This is a genomic window from Devosia aquimaris, from assembly GCF_020169335.1.
In the GTDB taxonomy this organism is placed as follows: Bacteria; Pseudomonadota; Alphaproteobacteria; order Rhizobiales; family Devosiaceae; genus Devosia; species Devosia aquimaris.
On record NZ_JAIEZN010000001.1, the window covers coordinates 2,130,583 to 2,145,425 of the forward strand.

Annotated in this window: 13 protein-coding genes; 10 read left to right on the forward strand and 3 right to left on the reverse strand. The window is 63.0% G+C overall.

Features of this window, described 5'->3' with window-relative positions; genetic code table 11:
• The first annotated feature begins 304 nt into the window (after positions 1-304).
• Both K1177_RS10240 and K1177_RS10245 read left to right on the forward strand, forming a co-directional pair.
• The gene (locus tag K1177_RS10240; protein ID WP_224703203.1) at positions 305-2,281 is read left to right on the forward strand and encodes a bifunctional 2',3'-cyclic-nucleotide 2'-phosphodiesterase/3'-nucleotidase; all 1,977 of its coding nucleotides are present in this window, start codon (positions 305-307) and stop codon (positions 2,279-2,281) included.
• Between the two features lie 71 nt (positions 2,282-2,352).
• Positions 2,353-3,339 (forward strand): ribonuclease T2 family protein, encoded by a 987-nt coding sequence (locus K1177_RS10245; RefSeq protein WP_224703204.1) that lies wholly within the window; start codon positions 2,353-2,355, stop codon positions 3,337-3,339.
• On the opposite strand, the gene K1177_RS10250 is transcribed toward K1177_RS10245, so the two are convergent.
• Positions 3,336-3,785: a MarR family winged helix-turn-helix transcriptional regulator gene (locus tag K1177_RS10250; RefSeq protein WP_224703205.1), complete on the reverse strand. Its 450-nt coding sequence runs from the start codon at positions 3,783-3,785 to the stop codon at positions 3,336-3,338. The genes K1177_RS10245 and K1177_RS10250 overlap by 4 nt on opposite strands.
• Before the next feature lie 116 nt (positions 3,786-3,901).
• On the opposite strand from K1177_RS10250, the gene K1177_RS10255 reads away from it, so the two are divergent.
• The 6 genes from K1177_RS10255 to clpS all read left to right on the forward strand — a co-directional run bounded on the left by K1177_RS10255 (position 3,902) and on the right by clpS (position 7,983).
• Positions 3,902-4,336, forward strand: coding sequence for an organic hydroperoxide resistance protein (locus K1177_RS10255; protein ID WP_224703206.1), 435 nt, complete (start codon positions 3,902-3,904; stop codon positions 4,334-4,336).
• A 106-nt stretch (positions 4,337-4,442) separates the two neighbouring features.
• Positions 4,443-4,685, forward strand: coding sequence for a hypothetical protein (locus tag K1177_RS10260; RefSeq protein WP_224703207.1), 243 nt, complete (start codon positions 4,443-4,445; stop codon positions 4,683-4,685).
• Between the two features lie 85 nt (positions 4,686-4,770).
• Complete coding sequence (locus tag K1177_RS10265) at positions 4,771-5,514, forward strand: ABC transporter ATP-binding protein (RefSeq protein ID WP_224703208.1); 744 nt, start codon at positions 4,771-4,773, stop codon at positions 5,512-5,514.
• Complete coding sequence (locus tag K1177_RS10270) at positions 5,511-7,058, forward strand: permease (RefSeq protein ID WP_224703209.1); 1,548 nt, start codon at positions 5,511-5,513, stop codon at positions 7,056-7,058. Before K1177_RS10265 ends, K1177_RS10270 begins: the two co-directional genes overlap by 4 nt.
• Before the next feature lie 31 nt (positions 7,059-7,089).
• Positions 7,090-7,557, forward strand: a complete 468-nt coding sequence (locus K1177_RS10275) for a GNAT family N-acetyltransferase (RefSeq protein ID WP_224703210.1) — start codon at positions 7,090-7,092, stop codon at positions 7,555-7,557.
• Between the two features lie 120 nt (positions 7,558-7,677).
• Positions 7,678-7,983 carry an ATP-dependent Clp protease adapter ClpS gene (clpS, locus tag K1177_RS10280; protein ID WP_224703211.1) on the forward strand — a complete coding sequence of 102 codons (306 nt, stop codon included), beginning with the start codon at positions 7,678-7,680 and terminating at the stop codon, positions 7,981-7,983.
• A gap of 2 nt (positions 7,984-7,985) precedes the next feature.
• Here the strand turns inward: clpS and K1177_RS10285 are convergent, their stop codons facing one another.
• Positions 7,986-8,906: a flagellar motor protein MotB gene (locus K1177_RS10285; RefSeq protein WP_224703212.1), complete on the reverse strand. Its 921-nt coding sequence runs from the start codon at positions 8,904-8,906 to the stop codon at positions 7,986-7,988.
• A 20-nt stretch (positions 8,907-8,926) separates the two neighbouring features.
• On the reverse strand, positions 8,927-9,790 hold the full coding sequence (motA, locus tag K1177_RS10290; RefSeq protein WP_224703213.1) for a flagellar motor stator protein MotA: 864 nt from the start codon (positions 9,788-9,790) through the stop codon (positions 8,927-8,929).
• Between the two features lie 609 nt (positions 9,791-10,399).
• Between motA and carB the strand changes: the two genes are divergently transcribed.
• Together carB and K1177_RS10300 are read left to right on the forward strand one after the other, a co-directional pair.
• Positions 10,400-13,711 (forward strand): carbamoyl-phosphate synthase large subunit, encoded by a 3,312-nt coding sequence (gene carB / locus K1177_RS10295; protein WP_224703214.1) that lies wholly within the window; start codon positions 10,400-10,402, stop codon positions 13,709-13,711.
• Between the two features lie 219 nt (positions 13,712-13,930).
• The gene (locus tag K1177_RS10300; RefSeq protein WP_224703215.1) at positions 13,931-14,725 is read left to right on the forward strand and encodes a phytanoyl-CoA dioxygenase family protein; all 795 of its coding nucleotides are present in this window, start codon (positions 13,931-13,933) and stop codon (positions 14,723-14,725) included.
• Positions 14,726-14,843 lie beyond the last annotated feature (118 nt).

Genomic DNA, 14,843 nt, shown 5'->3' on the forward strand with positions numbered 1-14,843 from the left:
CTGTACTCCGCTTTGTCCCATACCTAGCAACTACCCTGCGGGATGGGAATTGCTTCCAGCGGCCCGACGACAAACGTGACCGCCCCTTTTTCTGGCCGCCCAATCAATTGCCATCCCGCAAAAATTGACCAAATGGTCAGACCGTCCTAGCTTCGGCCGTCCGCTGTCATGCGGACGTCATTTCGCGGCGGCATGAGATGGTCGCTCCCGCCGGCTGTGCCATGGGCCGACCTGCTTCGGCTGTCCGGGAGCGCATGCCCCCCGACGTTTGATTGAATGATTGAACGCATCCTGGAGATGATTGATGAACGTCCTGCCCAAGATTTCCCGTCGCAGCTTCCTGGTCGGCTCCGCCAGCATCGGTGCCATGGCCGCCATGCACCCGTTTGCCACCATGGCCCAGGCCAATCAGGCCCATCTGCGCATTCTTGAGACCACCGACCTGCACGTCGCGGTCTTCGCCTACGACTACTATGCTGACGCCCCAAATGACACCATGGGCCTGGCTCGCACTGCGTCGATCATCGACTCCATCCGCGCCGAAGCCGGCAATTCCATGCTGATCGACAATGGCGACATCATCCAGGGCAATCCCATGGGCGACTATATGGCCTATGAAAAGGGCCTGGACGGCAATGTTCATCCCATCATCGCCGCCATGAACACGCTTGGCTACGAAGCCGCAACCCTGGGCAATCACGAATTCAACTACGGCCTCGACTATCTCGACAAGGCGCTTGAAGGCGCCCAGTTCCCCTTCGTCTCGTCCAATCTGGTCAAGGGTGAGCTCGCTGCCGAGCCTCTGAGCGACACCACCTATATCAAGCCCTATATCATCGTCGAAAAGCAGCTGGTCGATGGCCAGGGCGTGGAGAAGACCATCAAGATCGGTCTCATCGGCTTCCTGCCGCCCCAGATCATGACCTGGGACGCCACCCATCTCGAGGGCAAGGTCAACACCCGCGACATCGTCGAAACCGCCACCGCCTATGTGCCCAAGATGAAGGCCGAGGGCGCCGAGCTCATCATCGCCCTCTCGCACTCCGGCATTGCCGCCGATCAGACCACCGGTGCCGAAAACGCCTCGCTGCAACTGGCTGCCGTTGACGGCATCGACGTCGTGCTCACCGGCCACCAGCATCTGGTTTTCCCCGGTCCGGACTATGAAGGTGTCGAAGGCGCCGACGTCGCTGCCGGCACGCTCAATGGCAAGCCGGCCGTCATGGCCGGCTTCTGGGGCAGCCACATGGGCCTGATCGACCTGCTGCTCGAGCAGGACGAAGCGGGCAAGTGGTCCATCGTTTCGCACACGTCCGAAGCCCGCCCGATCTTCGAACGCGTCGAACGCCAGGTGAACCCGCTGGTCGAGGACCAGGCCGGCGTCGTGGCTGCTGCCGAGGCCGAGCACAAGGAAACCCTCGACTACATCCGTCGTCCCGTCGGCGAAACGGCCGCCCCGCTCTATTCCTATTTTGCCCTCGTGGCCGACGACCCGTCTGTCCAGATCGTCAGCCAGGCGCAGACCTGGTACATCACCCAGATGATGAAGGGCACCGAGTTTGAGGCCCTGCCGATCCTCTCGGCTGCTGCCCCCTTCAAGGCCGGTGGTCGTGGCGGTCCGGATTACTACACCGACGTTCCCGTCGGTCCGGTCGCCATCAAGAATGTCGCCGACCTCTACCTTTACCCCAACACGATCCAGGCCGTGGTCATCACCGGCGCTGACGTCAAGAACTGGCTGGAGCGCTCTGCTGGCATCTTCAACCAGGTGGAGAAGGGCGCCGTCGACGCCGAGCTGATCAATCCCGACTTCCCGTCCTACAATTTCGACGTCATCGACGGGGTCACCTACAAGATCGATCTCACCCAGCCCTCGCGCTACTCGTCGGATGGCAAGGAAGAGATCAACCCCGATGCCAGCCGCATCGTCGACCTGATGTATGATGGCAAGCCCGTCGATCCCGCCGCCAAGTTCGTTGTTGCCACCAACAACTACCGCGCTGGTGGCGGCGGCAATTTCCCTGGCATCAACTCCAGCGTCATCGTCTTCAAGGGCCCCGATACCAATCGCGACCTCATCGTGCGCTACATTGTCGAACAGGGCACCATCAACCCCAAGGCCGACAGCAACTGGTCACTCGCGCCGATCGGCGACACCACTGTGCTGTTTGCCACCGGCCCCAAGGCCGCTGACCATGTGGCTGATGTCACCGCCGTCAAGATTGAAGCCACGGGCGATAACAATGCGGACGGCTTCGGCCTCTATCGCATTACGCTCTAGCCGCAACAAACACTGGTCTTGCGATGAGGGGGCCACTATGGCTCCCTCATTGTTACTGAGGGGGAAATGTCATGCGCCGCCTGCTGCTCGCCTTTGTCCTGGCCCTGACAGCCCTTCCCGCCCAGGCCGAGGTTCCCCTTAACGGCTATTTCATTGCCGAGCGGGCTTGCCCGGCGCTGCAGTCGATCCGTCGCGAGACCAACCCCGGCAATGTCATGACCAGCCCCGGCAAGGCCTATGACCTGCTGGCGGGCAACACTGACCGGCCCAGCCATTTCTGGATCGTCATTCCCGGCGCCGAGCCGGACCGGCGTTGGGTGGATGTTGAGTGCGGCCAGCGCTCAACCGATTCCGAGGCGCGCCTGCCAGACCCCGCGCCAAAACCCGCGCCGTCCACCTTTCGCGGCACTCAGTATGTCCTGGCCATCAACTGGCAGCCCGCCTTCTGCGAGACCAGCCCCAACAAGCCCGAATGCCGCGGCCAGCGTCCGGACAGTTTCGAGGCCACGCACTTCACCCTGCATGGTCTGTGGCCGCAGCCGCGGGCCAACGCCTACTGCAATGTCTCCGAAAGCGAACGCCGCGACAGCGAAACGGGAAATTGGCGCGCCTTGCCCCCCTTGGCCCTCAACCCAGCGATCGCGGGGGAACTTTCCCAGGTCATGCCCGGCACCATGTCGAACCTGGAGCGGCACGAATGGACGAAACACGGAACCTGTTTCGGCACCAATGCGAACCTCTATTTCAAGAGTTCCCTGGACATGCTGCTGGCCGTCAATACGTCAGCAGTGGTGGACCTTTTTGCTAACAATATCGGACGCAAGATCACCCTGACCCAGGTCCGCGCCGCGTTTGACAGCAGCTTTGGCGCGGGGGCGGGCCTGCGCGTCGCCATGGCCTGCGAGCCGGATGGCAATCGTCAGATCATCACCGAACTGACCATTGGCCTGACCGGTGCAATCACCGGCCCCGATGACTTCACCAGCCTCATCTTGAACGCATCGCCGGTCGAGGGTGGCTGCACCTCCGGCATGGTAGACCCTGTCGGTCTGCGCTAACGCCCTGACTGCTCGTCCAGGCTCGCCCGCAGCTTCTGCAGACCCAGCCGCAGTGTGTCGACGGCCTCACGCTCTCCGGCCAGGGCTGTGCGCACAGCCAGCGGCACGGCCAGCGCCTTTTCGCGCAATGCCCTGCCCTGGGGAGTCAGGAACACAAGCACCTGCCGCTCGTCCTCGCTGTCGCGTTCGCGCCGCACCAGCCCCCGGCCCTCAAGCCGCTTGATCAACGGCGTAATCGTGCCCGAATCAAGAAATAGCCTCTCTCCCAGGGATTTGACGGTGAGCCCATCGGCTTCCCACAGCACCAGGAACACTAGGTACTGCGGATAAGTCAGCCCCAGCGCATCCAGCCGCGGCTTATAGAACCGCGTAAACGCATGCCCCGCCGCATAGACGGCGAAGCACAACATGGAATCCAGTTTCAGCGAGTCTTCCTGTGCCGTCATTGTCTTCACCGTCCTCTGCCAACCACGACCATCATATGCCATATTTTTCACTTGCACGCAATTGAATTGCGCGCTATCTAACGATCACCGCAACGCCAGTCCAAGGAAAATGCACCATGATCAAATCGGCAGTTTACACCGCTCACGCCCACACCACCGGTGGCCGCACTGGCACCAGCAAGACCGATGATGGTCGTCTGGCCGTCACCCTGGATACCCCCAAGGCCATGGGCGGCAACGATGGTCCAGGCACCAATCCCGAGCAGCTCTTTGCCGCTGGCTATTCCGCCTGCTTCCTGGGCGCGATCAAGGCTGTGGCCCGTGGCGACAAGATCAAGGTTCCCGACGAAACCACCATCGACGCCAGCGTATCGTTCGGTGAGAACGCCAACGAAGGTGGTGTCGGCTTCAACATCGCCGTCGAACTCAAGGTCACCCTCCCCGGCTTCGAGCACGACGATGCTGTTGCTCTGGTGGAAAAGGCCCACAAGGTCTGCCCCTATTCCAACGCCACGCGCGGCAATGTCGACGTCAAGCTGACCGTCGCCTAAACCATTCATTAACCATGATGATACGGCCGCCGGCCAATTCGGCAGGCGGCTGTAACTGTTTTGGCGCCGGCGCGAATGTCAGGACAAAGCCGCCGCGAGACAAATCATGGCCATCAGCTCGGACTATCCCCGCCCGATCAACGTCAATGGCTACGTCTGCCGCAATTGCGATGACGTCTCCAAGGCCAAGCGCTTCATCGATCCCACGGCAACGCCACTGGAGACAGCCGCGACGCGAGACGCTACGCGTGATCCTGATCTGGCCGTCAGCTTCGGCGGCAGTCTGTCTGGGCGCACGGCGGTAAACGCACTCGAACCCGCCCGCCAGATCGTTGATCGCCTCGCCTGACACCAAGACATTGTTAAGCCTGTCGCTTCACCGGGTCGAAAGGCACGGCGCCTAGACTCGCCTGGCCCCCGTGTCGGAGCCGACCATGCCTGCCCCTGCCCTCGCCATTTCCGGTCTGTCCAAGAGCTTTGACCGGCTGGTGGTCGATGGCCTCGACCTCACGGTCCACGCCGGCGAGTTCTATGCACTGCTCGGCCCCAATGGCGCCGGCAAGACCACCATCCTGCGCATGGTTGCCGGCTTGTTGCAGCCCGACGCCGGCGACATCGCCATTCTCGGTATCAACACCCGCAGCGACCCGGTCGCCGCAAAGCGCCTTGTGGCCTGGGTCTCGGACGAGCCCATGGTCTACGACCGGCTGACACCGCTAGAGTATCTCGAATTCGTCGCCGGCCTCTGGCAGGTCGATGCGGCCATTGCGGCGACGCGCGCGGCCGAACTGCTGGACTGGCTGGGTTTGGCGCCCCACGCCAACGAGCTGTGTGGTGGCTTCTCCAAGGGCATGCTGCAGAAGGTCGCCCTTGCCGGTGCCTTGGTGCATGATCCCCGGCTGATCATCCTGGACGAGCCCCTCACCGGGCTCGACGCTGGCTCGGCGCGCCAGGTCAAGGACGTGCTGCTCGGCAAGGTGCGCGAGGGCGTGACTGTCATCATGACCACCCATATCCTCGAGGTCGCCGAGCGCATGGCCGAACGTATTGGCGTGATCGCCCATGGCCGCCTGATCGCCGAGGGCACACTGGACGAACTGCGCCTTCGCCTCGGCCGCCAGTCGAGCCTGGAAGACATCTTCCTCGATCTGGTCGCCCAGCACGCCCCTGCTGCATGACCGGGCCTACCCCACTACAACCCGGCATCGGCCTTGGCTGGTTCGCCCGCCACGAGCTGCGCCTGGCCTGGCGCGAATGGATGGCCATGATGTCCGGCGGCCGCGTTACACGGCGTGTCGCGATTGCCGTGTTCCTTGTGGTTGCGGCGAGCCTGATCCATCTGCTGGCCTATGGCCTATTGGCGCCCTGGGTGCGCCAGGGCATCGTGCCCGACAGGGCAACGCTGGTGCTGCTGACGGGCAGTGGCCTGCTGTTCTGGACGGTAATGCTCTCTCAGGCGCTGGAATCGATCACCCGCGTCTACTACGCCCGGTCTGACCTTGACTTGATCCTCTCCTCACCGGCCTCCTCCAGGCAAGTGTTTGCCGTGCGTACGGCCGCCGTGGGCCTGTCCACCGTCTTGCTCGCCGCCCTTCTCGCCAGTCCCCTGCTCAACATGCTTGCCTTTCTCGATGGCCCGCATTGGCTGGCCGGCTATGGCGTGGTCCTGGCCATGGGCGCACTGTCCACGGCAATCGCCCTGGCAGTCACACTGGCCCTGTTCCGATTTGTCGGCCCCAAGCGAACCCGCCTGATCGCCCAGATCGTCGCGGCCATTGTCGGCGCCGGCTTCGTCATTGGCATTCAGGCCGCAGCCATCATCTACTACGGCAGCTTCTCCCGCTTCGCCCTGCTGCAATCGCCCGACGTGATTGCTGCCGCACCGCCCCCGGATAGCCCTGTCTGGCTGCCGGCGAAAGCGCTGATGGGTGAGGTCCCCGCGCTGGTGCTGATGCTGGTCCTGGGATTGGGTGCCCTGACATTGGCGATTGTTCTCTCTGCCTCGAGCTACGGCGCCCATGCCATTTCAGCAGCCGGCCTCAGCCATGTCCGCAGTCAGCGCCGACCCTCCCGCCGCGGTTTCCGGCGCATGTCGCAACGCCAGGCACTGCGCCTCAAGGAATGGCGGCTGCTGCAGCGTGACCCCTGGTTGCTCTCGCAAACCCTGATGCAGATCCTCTATCTGCTCCCGCCCGCACTCCTGCTCTGGCTCAACTTCGGCAACAGCGCCGGCGCCTTCGTGGTGGTCGTGCCCGTGCTGGTCATGGCCGCCGGCCAACTGGCGGGCGGCCTGGCCTGGCTGGCGATCTCGGGGGAAGATGCGCATGACCTGGTGGCCACGGCGCCGCTGGCTCCGCGGACGGTGTTGCTGGCCAAGATCGAAGCCGTACTGGCAGTCATCGCCGTCATCCTGGCCCCCCTCCTGCTGGCGCTGGCCATCGCGTCGCCATTCATGGCCATGGTCACCGCCATCTGCGTCACCCTCTCGGCAGGTTCGGCCACCACTATCCAGCTCTGGTTCCGCACCGTGGCGCGCCGCGCCATGTTCCGCCGCCGCCAGGTAGCTTCGCGCGCCGCTACGCTCAGCGAAGCCTTTGCCTCCATCATGTGGGCGGCCACCGGCGCCGTCTGGGCCTCTGGCTCCTGGCTTGCGCTGGGGCCGGCGGTCATGGCTATAGTTGTTCTGGCCCTGGCGCGACTGCTCAGCCCGCGCCGCGGCTGACCTGCCGCACCTCACCTGCCGGACTATCCCCATGCCCAGCCTTCGTTTGCGCGACGCGACCCCAGCCGACATCGCCACCATCCTGCGCCTCAGCCATGCTGGCGACGCGCGCGGCAAGGATACGCCGCCGCTCGACCCGGCCAGCCTGGATGACCCGCGCTATCGAGCCGCCTTTGAGGAAATCGCTGCCGACCCCAGGCAGCAGCTGGTGGTTGCCGAACTCGATGGGGAAGTCGTCGGCACGCTCCAGATTACGGTTGTTCCCGGCATGCCCAACTTCGGCATGAAGCGCGGCATGTTGGAGAATGTCCACATCCGGAGCGACCAGCGCGGCACAGGCCTGGGCACGCAGATGGTCACCTGGGCGGTCGAACAGTGCCGCTCGAAGGGCTGCGGCGTGGTGCAGCTGACGTCCAACAAGGTTCGCCTCGACGCCCACCGGTTCTACGAGCGCCTGGGCTTTGCCAAGAGCCACGAGGGCTTCAAGCTCAAACTATAGCCGCTGCTGGCGCCATGGCGGCCGACATACTGGCTCCCAACCGCCCAAGACGCTAAACTGGCTTCCATTGGCGCCCGCGCGACTCTGCGGGCGGCGTCAGCCTATCGACAGGGAACGCCCATGGCAGACACTGGCACCAAGACCCGCAGCAAGACAGCTCTCAAGACGGCGCGCCCGCCGCTACACAAGGTCATCCTGGTCAATGACGATTTCACGCCGCGCGAATTTGTCGTCCGCGTGCTCAAGGCCGAGTTCCGCGTTCCGGAATCCCAGGCCATGGGCATCATGCTGACGGCTCACACCAAGGGTTCCTGCGTTGTGGCAGTGTTCACCCGCGAGGTCGCCGAGGAAAAAGCCGGGCGCGCCACCGATCTGGCGCGCAGCATGGGCTTCCCCCTGCTGTTCACCACCGAGCCTGAGGAATAGGCTCAAAACCCCAGATTGGCCGGCACCGGCGGCGGCTCCTTGACCACAGTGATCTTGATACGCTCGTTGGCCGCCTGGTAGGGGTCATTGGGGAAGAACGGGTCCGAACTGGCTCGACCACTCACAGACTTGATCCGGTCATCGGCCAAGCCGAATTCACCCAACAGGGACCGCACCACATTGGCCCGATCGCTCGAGAGTTCCCACGGGCCGTACCGCGGATTGCTATAGGTGCCTCCGGCTGCAGTATGGCCCGAAATGGTGACCTGATCGCCCAGCCGCTGCAGGATCGGCGCTAGCGCTGCAAGAGCTTGGCGCGCATCCTCGGTGGGATACTTGGAGCCCTCGGGGAACATCGGCCGCCCCTGCTGATCCACGATCTGGATGTCGAGCCCTTCATCGGTCACGTCCAGGATCAGGCTCTCCTGCATTTCGGTAATGTCGGGGAGCGACTGCCAGGCCTGGCGGATGCTGGCCGCGGCGCTGTGGAAGGCGTCATCTTCCTTGGACTGCAAGTCGGCATTGGACGCGCCGATCGCCGCCTGCGTCTCGCCGATATCGCCTGTCCGGCCGCCACTCTGCGCTTCCGGCTGACCATTGCTTGTATTCTCGGGCGAAATGGCGACATCGCGCAGGGCCTCGACCGCCGATCCCGCCATCTTGGCGCCGCTGGTATCGAGCGCCGTACCAGCCATCATGCCGCCCGAACCATTGGTCGAGAGGGTCACATTGGGCGGCGCGAAATAGTTGGCCAGACCTTCCTTCTGCTCCGGAGTCGTCATGGCCAGCAGCCACATCAGCAGGAAGAAGGCCATCATGGCAGTCACGAAGTCGGCGTAGGCAATCTTCCAGGCGCCGCCATGGTGACCATGGCCGCCCTTCTTGACCTTCTTGATAATGATCGGCTGGTCGTATCCGGCCATGGTTATACCTGTCCGGAGTTCTAGGTGGCAGCTGGGAGGTTGGACGTGGCTTCGTCCACTTCAAGGAAGGTTGGACGATCTTCGGCAAACAGCGCCTTGCGGGCAAATTCGACGGCCATCACAGGCACTTGCCCGCCAATATGGGCCAGAAGACCAGCCTTGAGAGACGAGAAATACTTGGATTCGGCCTGGTAGATGTTACCCAGAGACTGGGCCATCGGACCAAAGAAGCCATAGGCGATGAACACGCCGAAGAACGTACCCACGAGCGCGCCGCCGATCATGTGACCGAGAACTTCGGGGGGTTCAGCAATGGCGCCCATCGTCTTGATCACGCCCAGCACCGCGGCCACGATGCCCAAGGCAGGCGTACCATCGGCCAGCGCCTGAACGGCTGCCACGAGACGGTGCTGTTCCTGGTGATGCGTCTCGAGCTCCTCATCCATCAGCGCTTCCATCTCGTGCACATTGTTGGACCCCAGGGTCACCATGCGCAGGTAGTCGCAGACGAATTCCACCGCGTGGTGGTTCTTGGCAAAGGTGGGGAAGCGCGAGAAGAGCGTGGACTCATGCGGATTCTCGATGTGCTGTTCCAGCGCGAGAATGCCCTTGGACTGAACCAGCTTGTAGAGGCTGAACTGCATGGCGAGCAGTTCGATATAGGCAGCCTTGTTGTACTTGGGGCCCTTTACCAGCGTGCCGAAGACGCCCAGCGTGCCTTTGATGACCGGGCCGGTATTGCCGATGATGAATGCACCAATCGCCGCCCCCAGGATGATCACATATTCCCAAGGCTGCCAGAGAACTTCAAGGTGACCGCCCATTGCGGAGTAACCGCCAAACACGCAGCCAAAGATCACCAGGATTCCGACAACAAGACGCATACCTAGGGCTTCCAGTTTTTGATGGAACGTTGCGCGCGATGGGCGTCACCACCCAATCGAACACGCCGCTCCATTCGACTTTCCGCAAAGCGCCTCCTGGCACTCCGCATCCGTCACTATCAGCCCTTTGCCTTAACAGCGCGTAACTTCGCGCCTCATCATGACACGCTCAATTGTCGCAGGCGCAGAATGAAATCCCGATGAATCAGACACTTGGCTCCAGCGAGCCCTGACCGGCCCACAAGAGGTGCTCCCCTCGCCGCACATATCGTCTGCTCAACGGCACCTGCAGCTGCGGCTCAACGACCTGTCGCCGCTATTCGCGCTGGTCGCTGCACCCATTCGGCAACACGGTGGGGAAGCCCGCAACTCAATTGCCGCCACCCCTTCCCTTTCCAGACCATCTCCGCTAGAGAGCCCACTTAACCACCATGTCTGACCCTACCCCCCGCGCCGCAGCGCTCAGTTGCAGTGCGGGTTTGCCACGAGACAGGTGCTGTCCGGGCGATTCTTCCTTACCGCCCTGCGACTCGGAGTGCTTCCAGGACAGTGGGCCCCACTGATCCGGTTCGGAAGTGCGACACACGTAGACACAGTTGAGCGAGCACCATGCCAAAACGTACCGACATCAAATCGATCCTCATCATCGGTGCGGGTCCGATCATCATCGGCCAGGCCTGCGAGTTCGACTATTCCGGCACCCAGGCCTGCAAGGCCCTCAAGGAAGAGGGCTACCGCATCATCCTGGTCAACTCCAATCCGGCCACGATCATGACCGATCCGGACCTGGCCGATGCCACCTATATGGAGCCGATCACCCCTGAAGTGGTCGCCAAGATCATCGAGAAGGAACGCCCCGACGCGCTGCTCCCCACCATGGGTGGCCAGACGGCACTGAACTGCGCCCTCAGCCTGCGCAAGATGGGTATCCTCGACAAGTTCGGCGTCGAGATGATCGGTGCCACCGCCGAGGCCATCGACAAGGCCGAGGACCGCGAGCTGTTCCGCGACGCCATGAAGAAAATCGGGCTGGAAACCCCGCGCTCCATGCTGGCACACAACACCATCGAGGCCCTGCAGGCGCTCGAAGTGATCGGGCTGCCCTGCATCATCCGCCCCAGCTTCACCCTGGGCGGCACCGGCGGCGGCATTGCCTACAACCGCGAGGAATATCTCGCCATTGTCGAGAGCGGCGTCGATGCCAGCCCGACCAATGAAGTCCTGGTCGAGGAAAGCGTCCTCGGCTGGAAGGAATATGAAATGGAAGTTGTCCGCGACAAGAAGGACAACTGCATCATCGTCTGCTCGATCGAAAACATCGATCCTATGGGCGTCCACACCGGCGATTCCATCACTGTCGCTCCGGCGCTGACGCTGACCGACAAGGAATACCAGATCATGCGTGACGCGAGCCTCGCGGTCCTGCGCGAGATCGGCGTCGAGACCGGCGGCTCCAACGTCCAGTTCGGTATCAACCCTGCCGATGGCCGCATGGTGGTCATCGAGATGAACCCGCGCGTGTCGCGCTCCTCGGCCTTGGCTTCCAAGGCCACCGGCTTCCCCATCGCCAAGGTCGCCGCACGCCTGGCCGTCGGCTACACGCTCGACGAGCTGGACAATGACATCACCGGCGGCATGACCCCGGCGAGCTTTGAGCCCACCATCGACTATGTCGTCACCAAGATCCCGCGTTTTGCCTTCGAGAAGTTCCCTGGCGCCGACAACCGCCTGACCACCTCGATGAAGTCGGTCGGCGAAGCCATGGCGATCGGCCGCACTTTCCAGGAAAGCCTGCAGAAGGCGCTACGCTCGCTTGAAACCGGCCTCACTGGTCTCAACGAAATCGGCATTCCCGGTCTCGGCGAAGGTGAAGACAAGAATGCCATCAAGGCAGCCCTCGGCACCGCCACGCCAGACCGCCTGCTGCACGTGGCAGAAGCCATGCGCCTGGGCATGAGCCTTGAGGACATCCACGAGGCCTGCAAGATCGACCCCTGGTTCCTCGAGCAGATGCAGGGCATCATTGACACCGAAGCCAAGGTCCGCGAGTTCGGCCTGCCTCAGGATGCCGCCAATCTGCGCAGCCTGAAGGCCATGGGCTTCTCGGACGCCCGCCTGGCTCAGCTGGCCAATATCAAGACCAGCGATGTGCGCGCCCTGCGCCACAGCCTCTCCGTCCGCCCGGCCTACAAGCGCATCGACACCTCGGCCGCTGAGTTCGCCTCGCCCACCGCCTACATGTACTCCACCTATGAGACGCCGTTTGCCGGCAGCGTTGCCGACGAGGCGCGCCCGTCCGACCGCAAGAAGGTGGTCATCCTCGGCGGCGGTCCCAACCGTATCGGCCAGGGCATCGAGTTCGACTATTGCTGCTGCCATGCGGCCTTCGCGCTGGCCGACGCCGGCTATGAAACCATCATGGTCAACTGCAACCCCGAGACTGTCTCGACCGACTATGACACCTCAGACCGCCTCTATTTCGAGCCTCTGACCGAAGAAGACGTCATCGAGATCCTCGAGCGCGAGAAGGAAAACGGCACGCTGCATGGCGTAATCGTGCAGTTTGGCGGCCAGACCCCGCTCAACCTGGCCGAGGCTGTGCAGAAGGCCGGCGTCACCATCCTGGGCACCCAGCCCGACGCCATCGACCTAGCCGAAGACCGTGACCTCTTCTCCAAGCTGCTCAACAAGCTTGAGCTGACCCAGCCCAAGAACGGCATCGCCTATAGTCTGGAACAGGCCCGCCTCGTCGCCGAGCGCCTGGGCTATCCCCTGGTGATCCGCCCATCCTACGTGCTGGGCGGCCGCGCCATGGCGATTGTCCATTCCTCCAGCGAGTTCGAGCGCTATGTGCAGGATACGCTGACCGGCCTCGTGCCGCCGCACATCATGCTGCGCTACCCCAACGACAAGACCGGCCAGATCAACTCGGTCCTCTCCGATAATCCGCTGCTGTTTGACGCCTATCTCTCCGGCGCCACCGAAATCGACGTCGACGCCCTGTGCGACGGCAAGGACGTCTTTGTCGCCGGCATCATGGAACATATCGAGGAAGCCGGCATTCACTCGGGCGACAGCGCCTGCTCGCTGCCCCCGCAGAACCTGTCTCCCGAGGTGATTGCCGAGCTCAAGCGCCAGACGCGCGAACTGGCCTTTGCTCTCAAGGTTGGCGGCCTGATGAACGTGCAGTATGCGCTCAAGGACGGCGTCATCTACCTGCTCGAAGTCAATCCGCGCGCCAGCCGCACAGTGCCCTTCGTCGCCAAGGTCATCGGCCAGCCCATCGCCAAGATCGCCTCGCGCATCATGGCCGGCGAGACGCTGGAGAGCTTTGGGCTCGAGGAAAAGACCTTCCGCCATGTCGCGGTCAAGGAAGCCGTGTTCCCCTTCAGCCGCTTCCCCGGCGTCGATACGGTTCTGGGCCCGGAAATGAAATCGACCGGTGAGGTCATTGGCCTCGACACCGATTTCGCCATGGCCTTCGCCAAATCACAGATGGGTGCCGGCTCCAAGGTGCCCACCAGCGGCGCCGTATTCATCTCGGTGCGCGACGAGGACAAGAAGTACATCGTCGACATGGCCCGTCACCTGGCGGAAGGCGGCTTCAAGATCCTCGCCACCGGCGGCACGCAGCGCTATCTGGTCGACAACGGCATTGCCGCCGACAAGATCAACAAGGTGCTCGAGGGTCGTCCGCACATCGTGGATTCCATGAAGAATGGCGGCGTGCAACTGGTGATCAACACCACCGATGGCATGAAGTCGATCAGCGACAGCCGCGACATCCGCCGCACGGCCCTTCTGGCCAAGATCCCCTACTACACCACGATCGACGGCGCCCTCGCCGCCGTGGAAGGGATCATTGCCTTGCAGAAGGGCAGCCTGACCGTCAACTCGCTGCAGAGCTACTTCGCAGCTTGATTGTTTGCCTCGCCCCCCTGGGGCGAGGCGCCCTGATCGACTGGATTGACACTCCAGATCACGCCGCTATCCTGTGGTCATCATGATGATGACCAAGTCCATTCGGTTCGCAGTGCACTTGAGCGCCTGAGGGCGCTCACTGGAGCATTTGACCCGAGCGGTTCGCTCGCTCGATCCGGCTGTCCTCAGCGACGGCCTTGCGAACTTATGGACATTTCAATGCCTGACACCATTCCCGCGTTCACCGACGCGCAGATCGACGCCTTCGTAACCGACGGCTTCGTCCGTCTCGACAATGCCTTTTCGCCAGAGCAAGCCGCTCAGGCCCGCGCCATTCTCTGGGCGGCCAGCGGCTGCAATCCCGACGATCGGTCCACCTGGACCCAGCCTGTCGTAAGGCTGGGTGACATGGCCCAGCCGATCTTCCAGCAGATTGCCAATACGCCAATCCTGCAAGCGGCCTACGACCAGCTTGTCGGCCCGGGCCGCTGGTTGCCCCGGGGCAGCCTTGGCACCTTTCCCATCCGCTTCCCATCGGCCACCGATGCCGGAGACACCGGCTGGCATGTCGACGTCAGCTTCGGCCATGAGGCGCCAGACTTTCTCGATTGGCGGGTCAACGTCCAGTCGCGCGGGCGGGCGCTGCTGATGCTGTTCCTGTTCTCCGACGTCGGAGACGAAGACGCGCCCACCAGGCTTCGTCCGGGCTCTCATCTGGCCGTCGCACAGTATCTCGCCCCGGCAGGCGACGCCGGGCGCTCACTACGCGATATGCTCGCGGATCGCCCGGACTGGTTTGATACCGGTCGAGAAGCCCTGGCCACTGGCCCGGCCGGCACGGTCTTCCTGTGCCATCCCTTCCTGGTGCATGCCGCTCAGCTCAACCGCGGCAACAGCGTCAAGTTCATGGCCCAGCCGGCACTGCTGCCGCGCCAACCCCTCCAGATCGAGAGGGTCAATGACGCCTATTCCCCCGTCGAGATCGCTATCCGGCAGGCACTTGGCTATAGCTGATCGTACCCGCCGCATTTGACAGGCCGGAGGTCGTCCCGCACGGGAAATGGCCTCCGGCACCTTTCCGTCTGTCTGCATTCGTGCTCGATTGCGTCAAAAGACCCGCCAGACCATGGGG

What these genes read in the sequence shown, in the direction of transcription:
- K1177_RS10240 (WP_224703203.1), top strand. Translation starts at nt 305, where the DNA reads ATGAACGTCCTGCCCAAGATTTCCCGTCGCAGCTTCCTGGTCGGCTCC.
- K1177_RS10245 (WP_224703204.1), top strand. Translation starts at nt 2,353, where the DNA reads ATGCGCCGCCTGCTGCTCGCCTTTGTCCTGGCCCTGACAGCCCTTCCC.
- K1177_RS10250 (WP_224703205.1), bottom strand. Translation starts at nt 3,785, where the DNA reads ATGACGGCACAGGAAGACTCGCTGAAACTGGATTCCATGTTGTGCTTC.
- K1177_RS10255 (WP_224703206.1), top strand. Translation starts at nt 3,902, where the DNA reads ATGATCAAATCGGCAGTTTACACCGCTCACGCCCACACCACCGGTGGC.
- K1177_RS10260 (WP_224703207.1), top strand. Translation starts at nt 4,443, where the DNA reads ATGGCCATCAGCTCGGACTATCCCCGCCCGATCAACGTCAATGGCTAC.
- K1177_RS10265 (WP_224703208.1), top strand. Translation starts at nt 4,771, where the DNA reads ATGCCTGCCCCTGCCCTCGCCATTTCCGGTCTGTCCAAGAGCTTTGAC.
- K1177_RS10270 (WP_224703209.1), top strand. Translation starts at nt 5,511, where the DNA reads ATGACCGGGCCTACCCCACTACAACCCGGCATCGGCCTTGGCTGGTTC.
- K1177_RS10275 (WP_224703210.1), top strand. Translation starts at nt 7,090, where the DNA reads ATGCCCAGCCTTCGTTTGCGCGACGCGACCCCAGCCGACATCGCCACC.
- clpS (WP_224703211.1), top strand. Translation starts at nt 7,678, where the DNA reads ATGGCAGACACTGGCACCAAGACCCGCAGCAAGACAGCTCTCAAGACG.
- K1177_RS10285 (WP_224703212.1), bottom strand. Translation starts at nt 8,906, where the DNA reads ATGGCCGGATACGACCAGCCGATCATTATCAAGAAGGTCAAGAAGGGC.
- motA (WP_224703213.1), bottom strand. Translation starts at nt 9,790, where the DNA reads ATGCGTCTTGTTGTCGGAATCCTGGTGATCTTTGGCTGCGTGTTTGGC.
- carB (WP_224703214.1), top strand. Translation starts at nt 10,400, where the DNA reads ATGCCAAAACGTACCGACATCAAATCGATCCTCATCATCGGTGCGGGT.
- K1177_RS10300 (WP_224703215.1), top strand. Translation starts at nt 13,931, where the DNA reads ATGCCTGACACCATTCCCGCGTTCACCGACGCGCAGATCGACGCCTTC.